The organism is Streptomyces sp. NPDC030893 (genome assembly GCF_055571535.1).
On the sequence record NZ_JBVIFC010000015.1, the window covers coordinates 152460 to 165476 of the forward strand.

Here is a 13017-nt window from a genome sequence, read left to right on the forward strand (position 1 = left end):
GGTCAGGTCAGCGGCCGGGGCCGCGTCAACTCGTCGTACACGCTGAGCACCTGGGCGACCGTCTCGTCCTCGGTCGGCCAGGTGGCCGCCTGCCGCACCCCGCGCTCCCTGAGCAGCTCCCGGCGCTCCGGGTCGTCCAGCAGCCCCGTGACCGCGTCGGCGAGCGCCCGCGCGTTGCCGTAGGGGACGAGTTCGGCGGCGTCGCCGACGAGCTCGGGCATGCCGCCCACGCGCGTGGCGACGAGCGGCACGCGCGCGTGGAGGGCTTCCTGGGCGAAGGGGGAGCGCGCCTCCCAACGGCCGGGCAGCAGCGCGATGTCGGCGGCGGCGAGCAGGTCGCCGATGTCCTCGCGCCCGCCGACGAGCCGGACCGGCAGGTCCTCGTCCTCGATCCTGCGCTGGAGTTCGGCGCGCAAGGGCCCCTCCCCCGCGAGCACCACCAGCGGCACCGGGTCGCGCCGGCGCCACGCGTGAGTGGCGTCCAGCAGGACGTCATGGCCCCGGTGCCGTTCGAGTGCGCCGACGGCGACGAGCAACGGGCGTCCGATGGCGCCGAGTTCGGCCCGGACCTTGGGCCGCAGCCGGTCGGGGTCGTCCGGCGCGGGGGCCGTGCGGGGGCCGGGCAGGGAGACGGCGGCCAGCCGCGCGTCCCGCGCTCCCGTGCGGCGCGCCCGGTCGACGAGGGCGGAGGTCGTGCCGAGCACCACGGTGGCCGCCTTGACGACCCGCCGCTCCAGCACGCGCAGGAAGTGCGCGCGCGGACCGTCGGCGCGCACCCGGTCGTGCCAGGTGACGATCAGCGGCGTACGCCGTCCGCCGAGCGCGAGCACGGTACGGAACGAGGCGTGCAGCCCGTGCGCGTGGACCAGGTCGGCGCCCGAACAGGCGGCCCGCAGCGCGGCCACCGACGCGGGGTCGCTGCTGCGCGGTACGTGCACGTGCTCGGCGCCCACACCGGTGAAGCCGTAGGTGTGATCCGCCTCCACGGGGGCGCACACCGTGACCCGCACGCCCCTCGCGACGAGCCCCGCGGCCAGGGAGCGCACATGGGCGCCGCTGGCGGCGTTGCCGCCGCCCAGCACCTGCACGGTGCGCAGGGACGACTGGCTGCTCACGGGGGTCACGTGGCCGGGCTCCTGGTTCGGGTCGGGCGGTCACGAAGAACGTACAGAAGGATCGTGCGGTGGGGGTGTACCGCGCGGTTTCCTACGCGTACCCGTCAAGCATGCCAGGGAGCACGCCGGTTACGGGAACCGCCGAGGCGGCGACCCGAATCCCCCAGCGACACCGAATCACCCGTACGAGTGACGGGGGCGCCTCCGTACCCGCCCGGGCCCGCCTTGCGGCGGGGACCCGCGGCTACCCGTCCGCCCGTGCCGTCGCCAGCAGCTCCTCCGCGTGCGCGCGGGCCGTCTCCGAGTCCTCCTGCCCGGCCAGCATGCGGGACAGCTCCCGGACGCGGTCCTCGCCCTCGAGCACCTTCACGCCGGACCGGGTGACCGACCCGTCGTTGGTCTTCTCCACCAGCAACTGCCGGTCGGCGAACGCGGCCACCTGCGGAAGGTGGGTGACGACCACGACCTGCGCGGTCTTCGCCAGCCGCGCGAGCCGCCGCCCGATCTCCACCGCCGCCTTGCCGCCCACCCCGGCGTCGACCTCGTCGAAGAGGTACGTCGGCACCGGGTCCGTCCCCGCGAACACGACCTCCACGGCCAGCATCACACGCGACAGCTCACCACCGGACGCCCCCTTGGCGATGGGCCGGGGCGGCGCCCCCGGGTGCGGGGCGAGCAGCAGCTCCACCTCGTCCACGCCCGACGGCCCGTAGGCGACCGTACGCCCGCCGACCTCGACGCCCTCCGGGTCCTCCGTCTGCCGGATGGCGAACGACACACGCGCGTGCGGCATCGCGAGCGAGGCCAGCTCCGCGGTCACGGCCGCGGCGAAACGCTCCGCCGCTTCCGTCCGCGCGTCGGTCAGCTCCTGGGCGAGCACGCCCAGTCCGTCGCGGAGCGCGTCACGCTCGGCGGTCAGTTCCCCGATCCGCTCGTCGTCGCCCTCCAGTTCGGTCAGCCGCGCGGCGCTCTCCTCGGCCCACGCCAGTACGGCGGCAACGTCCTCGCCGTACTTCCGGGTCAGCCCGGTGAGCGCGGCCCGCCGCTCCTCGACCGCCGCCAGCCGCAGCGGATCGGCGTCCAGGTCGTCGGCGTACCCGGCCAGCTCCCCGGCGACGTCGCGCAGCAGGATGCCGACCTCGCCGATCCGGTCGGTCAGCGCGGCCAGCGCCGGATCGTGCGCCCGTACGGCCTCCAGGGCCCGCTGGGCGCCCGCGACGAGCGTCCCCGCGTCCACGCCCTCGGGGTCCTCCGGGTTGCCGGCCAGCGCGGCGTGCGCGACCGCGGCGGCGGAGGCCAGCGCCTCGGCGTGCCCGAGCCTCCCGGCCTCCTCCGAAAGCTCCACGTCCTCGCCCGCGCGGGGCTCCACGGCGGCGATCTCCTCGAGCCCGAAACGCAGCAGGTCCGCCTCCTGGGCCCGCTCACGCGCCCGCGTGGTGATCTGCTCCAGCTCCGCGGTGACCGCCCGCAGCCGCTTGTACGCCTCGCCGTACTTGCCGAGCGGCACGGCGACCGCGTACCCGGCGTACCGGTCGAGCGCCTGCCGCTGCCGGGACAGCTTCAGCAGCCCCTGCTGGTCGGTCTGCCCGTGCACGGCCACGAGGTCGTCGGCGAGCTCCGCGAGCAGCCCCACCGGCACGCTCCGCCCGCCCAGGTGCGCCCGTGAGCGCCCCTCGGCGGAGACGGTACGGCTGACCAGCAGGGCACCGTCGTCCAGCTCGGCCCCGGCCTCCTCGGCGCGTACGACGGCCGCGGCGCCCTCGGGCACGGCGATCCGTCCCTCGACGACCGCGTTGCGCGCGCCGATCCGCACCAGGGCCGCGTCCGCGCGTCCGCCGAGCAGCAGGCCCAGGCTGGTGACCACCATGGTCTTGCCCGCACCCGTCTCACCGGTGACGGCGGTGAAGCCGGGCGACAGCTCGACAACGGCATCGTCGATGACCCCGAGCGACCGTATCCGCATCTCCTCCAACACGAACTAGACCTTACGAGGTCTGAGCCCGGGAGTGCGACCGCCCCACCCTTGACACCTACGGAGGAGCAGGTACTCGGCGGCGCGGGGAACTGCGGACAACCACCATCGAACCGCAGCAGCCGACGCCGGAAAACCACCCCATGGAGACCGCTAGTGCGGCGCGCCCCGCCACCCGGACACGGGCAGCGCGAACTTCGCCACCAGCCGGTCGGTGAAGGAAGCGTGGTGCAACCTCGCCAACCGCACCGGCACCGCCCCCCGCCGCACCTCCACCCGCGCGCCGACCGGCAGCTCGACGGTCCGCCGCCCGTCGCACCACAGCACCCCCGGCGGGACGTGCGGCAGCATCTCCACCGCCAGCACCGAGTCCGGCGAGGTCACCAGCGGCTTGGCGAACAGCGCGTGGGCGCTGATCGGCACCATCAGCAGCGCCTCGACCTCCGGCCACACCACCGGCCCGCCCGCGGAGAACGCGTACGCGGTGGACCCGGTCGGGGTGGCGCAGACGATCCCGTCGCAGCCGAAACCGGTGACCGGCCGCCCGTCGATCTCCAGCACGACCTCCAGCATCCGCTCGGCGGACACCTTCTGCACGGCCGCCTCGTTCAGCGCCCAGTCGGTGTGGACGATGTCGCCGTTGCGGTGCACGACGACGTCGACGGTCATCCGCTCCTCGACCTCGTACGCCCGGTTCACCACCCGGTCGACGACCTTGTCGAGGTCGTCCCGCTCGGCCTCGGCGAGGAACCCGACCCGCCCGAGGTTGACGCCCAGCATGGGCACCCCGGAGGCGCGGGCGAACTCGGCGCCGCGCAGCAGCGTGCCGTCGCCGCCCAGCACGATCAGCAGCTCGCAGTCGTCCAGGCACTGCGGGGTGCCTTCCTTGACGGTCTCCACGTCGTCCGGCAGCGGCAGGTCGCGGGCCTCGTCCTCCAGGACACGCACCCCGAGGCCGGAGCGCAGCAGGCCCTTGACCACGAGTTCGGCGCTGCGGATGGCCGCGGGCCGCCCGGTGTGCGCCAGCAGGAAAACAGTACGCGCTCGGTTCTGTGTCAACGCGGCCCCTCCGCCACAGCACGGTCAACGTCGGCCGGGTCCAGTTCAGGTGCCCCGGCCCGCAGCCACAGAAAGTATTCGACATTCCCGGAGGGTCCGGGCAGCGGACTCGCCGTCACGCCCCGTGCCCCCAGTCCCAGCTCCCAGGCCTTCTCGGCCACCCCCCGCACGGCCTCGGCACGCAGCTGCGGGCTGCGCACGACCCCGCCGCTGCCGAGGCGCTCCTTGCCCACCTCGAACTGCGGTTTCACCATCATCAGCAGGTCGGCGTCCGGTTTCACGCACCGCTTCAGTGCGGGCAGCACCAGCCCGAGCGGAATGAAGGACAGATCCCCCACGACAAGATCCACAGGCTCCCCATCGATGACCTCGAGCGTCAACTCCCGTACGTTCGTACGGTCCTTGACGGTGACGCGTTCATCCTTCTGCAGAGACCAGGCGAGTTGTCCGTATCCGACGTCCACGGCGACCACGTGCGCGGCCCCGGCCCGCAGCAGGACGTCGGTGAAGCCGCCGGTGGAGGCGCCGGCGTCGAGCGCCCGCCGCCCCTCGACGAGCAGTCCTTGCGGCGCGAAGGCCTCGAGGGCGCCGGCCAGCTTGTGGCCGCCGCGCGAGACGTAGTCCGGGTCACCGGCGTCCTCGGCGACGACGATCGCGGCGGCGGTCTCCACCTGCGTGGCGGGCTTGGTCGCGACCGTCCTGCCGACGCTGACCCGCCCGGCGGCGATCAGCTGGCTGGCGTGCTCGCGCGAGCGCGCGAGCTTACGGCGGACCAGCTCGGCGTCGAGACGGCGGCGTGCGACTCCTGCCACGGTGGGTTCAGCTCCTGTGTTGGTGTACCGACGGGGGCACCGGAGGTCCCGGGCGGGCGTCGAGCGCGGTGAGCGCGTCGCGCAGCCCCCGGTGTACATCCTCGTACACCTCGAGGTGGCCGTCCGTGGTGAGGTGGTCGGCGTCGGCCAGCCGCTCGACGTGGGCGTCGACCTCGGGCTGCCCGGTGGGGGTGCGCGGTACGCCCAGGGGCGCGGGGGCGGCGGGGCCGTCGCCGGGCGGCAGCGGGGGGCCGGCGTCCTGGGGCCGCGCCCGCTCGGGCTCCGCCTCCGGTACTGCGTCGTTCATGCCCCGACGCTACCGCGTACGGCTGGGGTACCGTCGTCCGCGATGGCCACGATCGAGGAGTGCCGTGCCGCACTCGACAAGCTTTCGGACACCATGCACAGCGCCGAGGGGGACGTCCGCGCGGCCGCGTCGCTGGACCGCTCGGTGAGCTGCCACATCACCGACCTGGACGTGACGTTCGCCGGCCGGCTCCAGGACGGCCGGATCCACGTGCACGACACGTTCGCCGGGCCGCCGCGCGAGAAGGCGCAGATACGGCTCGCGATGACGGGCGACGACCTGGTGGCGCTGGTCGACGGCGAGCTGCAGTTCGCCAGGGCGTGGGGATCGGGCCGGGTGCGGCTGGAAGCGGGGCTGCGCGACCTGTTCCACCTCAGGAAGCTTCTGTAGCGCCCACCTTGTGCGCCGTGGTCCTGGTCCGTGCCGTGCGGGCCGCCGGCACCACCAGCGGGGTGCCCGTCTCGGGGTCGTCGATGATCTGGCAGCGCAGTCCGAAGACCTCCTCGACCAGGCCCGCGGTGACGATGTCGTTCGGGGCGCCCTGGGCGATGACCTTCCCGCCGCGCAGGGCGATGAGGTGGGTGGCGTAGCGGGCGGCGTGGTTGAGGTCGTGCAGTACGGCGACGAGGGTGCGCCCGTGCTCCTCGTGCAGGTCGGCGCAGAGGTCGAGGACGTCGATCTGGTGCTGGATGTCCAGGTAGGTGGTCGGCTCGTCGAGCAGCAGCAGCGGGGTCTGCTGGGCCAGTGCCATGGCGATCCACACGCGCTGGCGCTGACCGCCGGAGAGCTCGTCGACATAGCGTTCGGCCAGCTCGGCGACGCCGGTGCGGGCCATGGACTCCTGGACGACCCGCTCGTCCTCGGCGGACCACTGGCGCAGCAGTCCCTGGTGCGGGTAGCGGCCGCGGCCGACCAGGTCGCCGACCGTGATGCCGTCGGGGGCGATCGACGACTGGGGCAGCAGTCCCAGGGTGCGGGCGACCTTCTTGGCGGGCATCGACTGGATGACCTGCCCGTCGAGGAGGACGCGTCCCTCGTTCGGCTTGAGCATCCGGGACAGGGCCCGCAGCAGGGTCGACTTGCCGCAGGCGTTGGGGCCGACGATCACGGTGAAGGAGTTGTCCGGTATCTCCACCGACAGCTGTTCGGCGATGACCCGCTGGTCGTAGGCCAGGGTGAGGTTCTCGGCGGACAGTCGGTTCACGGTGCTCCTTCGGTGGTTCGTCCCGCTGCGGTGGGTGCTGCCCCTGCCGTCGCTCATATCCGGCCCGCCTTGCGCTCGGTGACCAGCAGCCACAGCAGGTAGACACCGCCGAGCACGCCGGTGACCACGCCCACGGGCAGCTGATCGGCGCCGAACGCCCGCTGCGAGATCCAGTCGGCGGTGACCAGGAGGGCGGCACCCATGCACAGCGACGCCACCAGGTTCGGGCCGGGCGAGCGGGTCAGGCGCCGGGCGAGCTGCGGCGCGGTGAGCGCGACGAAGCTGACCGGTCCCGCGGCGGCGGTGGCGGAGGCGGTGAGCAGGACGGCCGACAGCATCAGCAGCAGCCGTACCCGCTCCACGCGCACGCCGAGGGCGTGGCTGACGTCGTCGCCCATCTCCATCATCCTGAGCCCGCGGGAGTTGGCGAGAACCAGCGGTACGAGCACGGCGCACAGCGCGAGCAGCGGCCAGACCTGGTCCCAGTCGCGGCCGTCGAGGGACCCGGTCATCCAGACGACGGCGCGGGCGGCGTCCACGATGTCGGACTTGGTGAGCAGATAGCCGTTGACGGCCGTGACGATCGCGGAGACACCGATACCGACCAGGACCAGGCGGTACCCGTGCACGCCCCGCTTCCAGGCGAGCACGTAGATGGCGAACCCGGTCACCAGTCCGCCGGCGAGCGCGCCGAGGGCCACCTGGTTGGCGCTGCCGGAGAACAGCACGATCACCGTGAGGGCGCCGGCGGTCGCGCCCTGGCCGAGGCCGAGGACGTCGGGGCTGCCGAGCGGGTTGCGGGAGATGGCCTGGAACAGGGCGCCGCCGAGCCCGAGCGAGGCTCCGACCAGCAGCCCGACCAGGACGCGGGGCAGCCGCAGTTCGTTGACGATGAACTCCTGGCCGGCGTCGCCCTCGCCGACGAGGGTCCTGATCACGTCGGCGGCGGGGATCGGGAAGTCCCCGGTGCCGATCAGTACGACGCTCGCGGTGAGCGCCACGGCCAGCAGCAGGAGGGTGACGGTGAGGGCGCGCACGTCCAGCCGGACCGAGAGGCCGCCGGGGGTCCGCACCGCGCGGTTGCTCTTCACAGCTGGGCCGTCCTCCGCCGTCGTACGAGAAAGATGAAGACCGGGCCGCCGAGGATCGCGGTGACGATGCCGACCTGGACTTCGGCGGGCCGGGCCACGATCCGGCCGAGGACGTCGGCACCGAGCAGCAGCACGGGCGACAGGATCGCCGCGTACGGCAGGATCCAGCGCAGGTCCGGCCCGGTGAAGGAACGCACGACGTGCGGCACCATCAGGCCGACGAACACGATCGGCCCGCAGGCGGCCGTGGCGGCGCCGCACAGCACGGTCGCCGCCAGCATGGACAGCGCGCGGGTGCGGTTCAGGTTGGCGCCGAGGGCCTTGGCGGTGTCGTCGCCCATGGCCATGGCGTTCAGCGGCCTGGCGAGCGTCAGGGCCAGCACCGAACCGGCCAGCAGGAACGGCGCCACCTGCTTGATGGCCTCGTCGCTTCCGGAGGCCAGCGAACCCACCGTCCAGAACCGCATCCGGCCGAGCGCCGCCTCGTCCAGGATCATGGTGGCCTGGATGTAGCCGAACAGCGCCGCGCTGATGGCCGTACCGGCGAGCACGAGCCGCACCGGGGTCGCGCCCCGGCTTCCGCCGAGGAACCACACCAGCGCGCCGACGGCCGCCGCGCCGAAGAACGCGAACCACACGTACCCGGCCAGGGAGGTGACGCCGAAGAAGGTGATGGCGGTGACGACGGCCGCGGACGCGCCCGCGTTGATGCCGAGGAGCCCCGGATCGGCCAGCGGGTTGCGGGTCAGTGCCTGGAGCACCGCCCCCGCGAGACCGAGCGCCGCGCCGGCGAGCAGCCCCAGGACGGTTCGTGACAGCCGGTCCGCCACGACGACGTCGCCATAGGTGCCCGATGCGTCGAACAGGCCGTGCCACACCTGGTCCAGGGACAGCTCCTTCGCCCCGACCGCGATGCTCGCCAGGGCGACGAGCACCAGGACCACGACGGAGAGGAGCAGCCCGAGGACGCGTATCGCCCGGCGGTTCGGGGGCGCGGGGACCGTCTCCGCGCGCTGTTCGGGGGGACTCTCGACCAACACCCGGTTAGGTTAGCCTACCCTCGTATTGGATCACGATCCGCAGATCCCATTTTTCCGGATGACATAAGGGAGCCAACCGGTTTCACAACCCCAGCCGGGCCAGTGCCTTCCCCCCGTCCAGCTCGCACACCCCGGCACCGGCGGACGTCCACGCCGCCGCGCACAGCGCGCGCAGCCCGTCCAGCGCGCCCCCGTCCCCGTCGAGCTCCAGCTCCACCGCCCCGGCCGCCGCCGTCCAGCCACCGCACCGGAACCCGTCGCCGGCCCGGGCGACCTCCGGCTGCCCGGTGAGCATGCCGCGCAGGTCCGCGTCGACGTACGTCGGCCGGTGCTGCGGCGGCGCGGCGAGCAGCCGCGCCCCGTCGGTCACCCCGGTGAGCACCAGCAGCGAATCCACCTCACCGTTGAACGCCCCCTCGATGTCCGTGTCCAGCCGGTCCCCCACCACCAGGGGCCGCGCGGCGCCCGTGCGCAGGATCGTCTCCCGGTGCATCGGCGGCAGCGGCTTGCCCGCCACCTGCGGCTCGGCACCGGTCGCGATCCGTACGACCTCCACCGCCGCGCCGTTGCCCGGGGCGATGCCCCGGCCGCTGGGGATGGTCAGGTCGGTGTTGGACGCGAACCAGGGCAGCCCGCGCGCGACCGCGTACGACGCCTCCGCGAACCTCCCCCACGGCAGCTCGGGCCCGCCGTACCCCTGCACCACCGCCACCGGGTCGTCGTCCGCCGACTCCACCGGCACCAGCCCGCGTTCACGCAGCGCCACCCGCAGTCCCTCGCCGCCGACCACCAGCACCCGGGATCCCTGCGGCACCTGCTCACTGATCAGCCGCGCCACCGCCTGGGCGGAGGTGATGACGTCACCGGCCTCCGCCGGTATCCCCAGCTCGGTCAGATGCGCCGCGACGACGTCCGGGGTGCGCAGGGCGTTGTTGGTGACGTAGGCGAGGTGCATACCGCCCGCGCGGGCCGTGGCGAGCGACTCGACCGCGTGGACGATCGCGTTCCCGCCCGCGTACACCACACCGTCGAGGTCGAGCAGCGCCGTGTCGTACGCCTCGTTCAGGGCCTGTCCACTGCCCTCGGGGCTCGTCCTGACGCTCCGGCTCATCCGCATCGCTCCTCGTTCGACGGCTTTCCCCCGATCATCCCCCATGCCACCGACACCCGTACGATGCCGGGATGAACACTGCAGGTCACTCGAAGGCAAAGGCGCCCCGGGGCCTGGAACTCACCCCGTTCCGAGGCCTTCGCTACGACCCGGACCGGGTCGGCAGCCTGGCCGCCGTGACATCCCCGCCGTACGACGTCGTGGTCCGCCCCGACGGCCTGCACCACCTCCAGTCCGCCGACCCCCACAACATCGTCCGGCTGATCCTGCCCGAGGCGGACACGCCCGGGGCCCGCAACGCCCAGGCCGCCGAGACGCTCCGCCGCTGGCGCGCCGAGGGCGTCCTGACCGCCGACCCGGAACCCGGCCTGTACGTCTACGAACAGCGCGACGGCGACGGCATGGTGCAGCGCGGCATCATCGGTGTCCTGCGCGTCTCGGACCCGGACGAGCGGCTGGTCCTGCCGCACGAGGACGTCATGCCGCACATCGTCGCCGACCGCGCGGACCTCATGCGGGCCACGTCTGCCAACCTCGAGCCGCTGCTGCTCACCTACCGCGGCGACGGCTCGGCGTCCGTCACGGCCGAGCTGATCGAACGCACGGCCGAGCAGCGGCCGTTGCTGGCGACCACCACGGAGGACGGTTTCCACCACCGTCTGTGGTCCGTCACCGACCCGGCCGACCTGACCGCGATCCGGCAGGACCTCGCCGGTCACCAGGCGCTCATCGCCGACGGCCATCACCGCTGGGCGACCTACCGCCGCCTCCGCGCGGAGCACCCGTCCCCCGGCCCGTGGGACCACGGCCTGGTGCTCCTGGTCGACACGGCCCGCTATCCCCTGCGTGTGCGCGCCATCCACCGTCTGCTGCACGGTCTGCCGGTCGCGGACGCCCTGGCCGCGCTCGACGGCCACTTCCGTGTCCGCCGCCTCGACGTACCACTGCCCGGGGCGATGGACGCCCTGGCCGAGGCGGCGTCGGCGGGCAACGCCTTCGTCCTCGCCGGGGACGGCGCCTTCCATCTCGTCGACCGGCCGGATCCCGAACTGCTGGCGCGCACGGTGCCGGTGGACCGCCCGGTCGCCTGGCGCACCCTGGACGCGACGATCCTGCACGCCACGCTCCTCGACCAGGTCTGGCGCATCCCCGACTCCCCCGCCCACATCGCGTACATCCACGACACGGCGGCGACGGTCGAGAAGGCGGAACGCGACGGCGGCACGGCGGTGCTGATGCATCCGGTGCACGAGGACGTCGTCCGCGAGCTCGCCCGTCAGGGAGTCACGATGCCGCGCAAGTCGACGTCGTTCGGCCCGAAGCCGGCTTCGGGCCTGGTGCTGCGGGCGCTCGACCTGTGACGACGAAGGGGCGGGCCTCACGGTGAGGCCCGCCCCTTCGTCGTCACCGCCCGCTCTCGCGGACGTCAGTCCTTGTCGTCCCGCACGTCCTTGTCGTCCTCGTCGAGGGCGTCCATGAACTCGACACCGTCCAGCTCGGCCAGCCGGTCGGAGGCGTCGGTGCTCCCGTCGCGGTCGGCCTCCACGGCCTTGGCGAACCACTCCCGCGCCTCACCGCTGCGGCCGGCCGCGAGCAGCGCGTCCGCGTACGCGTACCGCAGCCGCGCGGTCCACGGCTGCACCGAGTTGGACGCCAGCTCGGAGCTCTGCAGGGTCACGATCGCCGCGTCCAGCTGCCCCATGTCACGCCGGGCACCGGCCGCGACGAGCCGCATCTCGACCTGCCCGGCCTTGTCCAGCTTCTGCACCTCGGGGGCCCCGGCCATGTCCAGCGCCTTCTCCGGCCGCCCGAGTCCGCGTTCGCAGTCGGCCATGAGGGGCCACAGCTCCACGGTCCCGGTCATGCGCCGTGCGGCCCGGAACTCGGCGAGCGCCTCGGCGTACTTCTGGTTGGCGTACGCGGCGAATCCGGCTGCCTCCCGTACGGCGGCGACACGCGAGGCCAGTCGCAGGGCCACCCTGGAGTAGCCGTACGCGCCCTCGGGGTCCTCGTCGATCAGCCGGGCGACCATCACCAGGTTCTTGGCGACGTCCTCCGCGAGGGTCTTGGGCAGGCTCTGCAGCTCCTGCCGTACGTCCTTGTCGATCTCCTCGCCGGTGACGTCCTCGGGGATCGGCAGCCGCTTGATCGGCTCGCGGTCGCGATCGCGGTCCCGGTCGTCACGGAAGCGCCCGCCGCCCTGCCGGTCGTCCCGGCCCCGGTAGCCGCCGGGCCGTCCGCCCCGGTCGTCCCGGCGGGGACCGCGGCCCCGGTCGCGGTCGCGGTCACGGTCGCGGTCGTCACGACGGAAGCCGCGGTCACGGTCGCCGCCCCGGCTGTCGTCGCGGCGGAACCCGCCACGGTCGTCACGGCGGTCGTCGCGCCGGTCGTCACGCCGGTCGTCGCGCCGGAAGCCTCCGCGCTCGCCACGATGGTCGGTGCGGTCGGGGGTACGGCTGTCGTTACGGCGGTAGCCGCCCCGGTCACGGTCGCCGCCGCGGCTGTCCTCGCGCCGGAAACCGCCACGGTCGTCACGCCGGGTGTCGTCACGACGCTCGTCGCGCCGGCCGTAGCCCCGGTCGTCATCGCGCCGGAAGCCACCACGGTCACCGCGATGGTCGTCGCGGCGGAAGCCGCCACGGTCACGGTCGCCGCCACGGTGGTCGTCCCGGCTCCGGAAGCCTCCGCGCTGACGATCGTCGTCACGTCGACCGTCCCGGCGGTCATCCCTGCGGTCGTCACGACGGTCGTCCCGGCCGCGGTATCCGCCGCGCTCGCCACCGCGGTTGTCGTCGCGTCCGCGGAAGCCGCCGCGCTCAGGCCGGCCACCGGCTCGGTCGTCGCGGCGGAAGCCGCGGTCACGGTCTCCGCCGCGGTCACGGTCTCCGCCGCGATCCCGGTCTCCGCCGCGATCCCGGTCTCCGCCGCGGTCACGGTCACGGTCACGGTCGTCACGGCGGAAGGAGGGACGGTCGCCGTCGCGACGGAAGCCACGGTCGCGGTCACTACCCCGACGCGGGCCGCCGCGCTGGCCACCGCGGTCGGAACGGTCGGAGCGGTCACCACTCTCCCGTCGCCGCTGGTCGCGCTCCGGTCGGTCGTCGGGAGAGTTGGTGGACATCGGTGACTCCTGTCTTCGGTACCGCAAGCTTAAATAAAAAAGGACCCCTGGTCCCAGCTGAACGCTGGTGACCAGGGGTCCTTCCAAAGATTGTTCGGCGGCGTCCTACTCTCCCACAGGGTCCCCCCTGCAGTACCATCGGCGCTGTAAGGCTTAGCTTCCGGGTTCGGAATGTAACCGGGCGT

The 13017-nt window shown here is 73.5% G+C and carries 12 protein-coding genes and 1 rRNA gene; 2 read left to right on the forward strand and 11 right to left on the reverse strand.

The features are described 5' to 3' along the window. Positions 1-2: 2 nt before the first annotated feature. The 5 genes from ACZ434_RS25885 to ACZ434_RS25905 form a co-directional block, all read right to left on the reverse strand. Complete coding sequence (locus ACZ434_RS25885; protein ID WP_468459811.1) at positions 3-1124, reverse strand: glycosyltransferase family 4 protein; 1122 nt, start codon at positions 1122-1124, stop codon at positions 3-5. Between the two features lie 235 nt (positions 1125-1359). Continuing rightward, positions 1360-3078 carry a DNA repair protein RecN gene (recN, locus tag ACZ434_RS25890; RefSeq protein ID WP_468459842.1) on the reverse strand — a complete coding sequence of 573 codons (1719 nt, stop codon included), beginning with the start codon at positions 3076-3078 and terminating at the stop codon, positions 1360-1362. 162 nt (positions 3079-3240) lie between these two features. Then, positions 3241-4146, reverse strand: a complete 906-nt coding sequence (locus ACZ434_RS25895; protein ID WP_468459813.1) for an NAD kinase — start codon at positions 4144-4146, stop codon at positions 3241-3243. Next, positions 4143-4958, reverse strand: a complete 816-nt coding sequence (locus tag ACZ434_RS25900) for a TlyA family RNA methyltransferase (RefSeq protein WP_468459815.1) — start codon at positions 4956-4958, stop codon at positions 4143-4145. Before ACZ434_RS25900 ends, ACZ434_RS25895 begins: the two co-directional genes overlap by 4 nt. 7 nt (positions 4959-4965) lie before the next feature. Further along, a complete protein-coding gene (locus ACZ434_RS25905; RefSeq protein ID WP_468459817.1) occupies positions 4966-5265 on the reverse strand; it encodes a hypothetical protein in 300 nt (99 codons plus the stop codon). 42 nt (positions 5266-5307) lie between these two features. Here ACZ434_RS25905 and ACZ434_RS25910 point away from each other — a divergent pair, with 42 nt between their 5' ends. After that, a complete protein-coding gene (locus ACZ434_RS25910; protein ID WP_468459819.1) occupies positions 5308-5655 on the forward strand; it encodes a sterol-binding protein in 348 nt (115 codons plus the stop codon). Here ACZ434_RS25910 and ACZ434_RS25915 read toward each other — a convergent pair. The 4 genes from ACZ434_RS25915 to ACZ434_RS25930 form a co-directional block, all read right to left on the reverse strand. Further along, complete coding sequence (locus ACZ434_RS25915; RefSeq protein WP_468459821.1) at positions 5639-6526, reverse strand: ABC transporter ATP-binding protein; 888 nt, start codon at positions 6524-6526, stop codon at positions 5639-5641. The genes ACZ434_RS25910 and ACZ434_RS25915 overlap by 17 nt on opposite strands. Further along, on the reverse strand, positions 6523-7560 hold the full coding sequence (locus ACZ434_RS25920; protein WP_468459824.1) for a FecCD family ABC transporter permease: 1038 nt from the start codon (positions 7558-7560) through the stop codon (positions 6523-6525). The genes ACZ434_RS25915 and ACZ434_RS25920 overlap by 4 nt, the downstream gene beginning before the upstream one ends. Beyond that, positions 7557-8600, reverse strand: coding sequence for a FecCD family ABC transporter permease (locus ACZ434_RS25925; protein ID WP_468459826.1), 1044 nt, complete (start codon positions 8598-8600; stop codon positions 7557-7559). The genes ACZ434_RS25920 and ACZ434_RS25925 overlap by 4 nt, the downstream gene beginning before the upstream one ends. 82 nt (positions 8601-8682) lie before the next feature. Beyond that, positions 8683-9711, reverse strand: coding sequence for an HAD hydrolase-like protein (locus tag ACZ434_RS25930; protein ID WP_468459828.1), 1029 nt, complete (start codon positions 9709-9711; stop codon positions 8683-8685). Between the two features lie 71 nt (positions 9712-9782). On the opposite strand from ACZ434_RS25930, the gene ACZ434_RS25935 reads away from it, so the two are divergent. Next, positions 9783-11072 (forward strand): DUF1015 domain-containing protein, encoded by a 1290-nt coding sequence (locus ACZ434_RS25935; protein ID WP_468459830.1) that lies wholly within the window; start codon positions 9783-9785, stop codon positions 11070-11072. A 65-nt stretch (positions 11073-11137) separates the two neighbouring features. Here the strand turns inward: ACZ434_RS25935 and ACZ434_RS25940 are convergent, their stop codons facing one another. Then, positions 11138-11851: a tetratricopeptide repeat protein gene (locus tag ACZ434_RS25940; protein ID WP_468459844.1), complete on the reverse strand. Its 714-nt coding sequence runs from the start codon at positions 11849-11851 to the stop codon at positions 11138-11140. Positions 11852-12924: 1073 nt separating this feature from the next. Then, a 5S ribosomal RNA gene (gene rrf / locus ACZ434_RS25945) occupies positions 12925-13017 on the reverse strand; the annotation flags it as partial.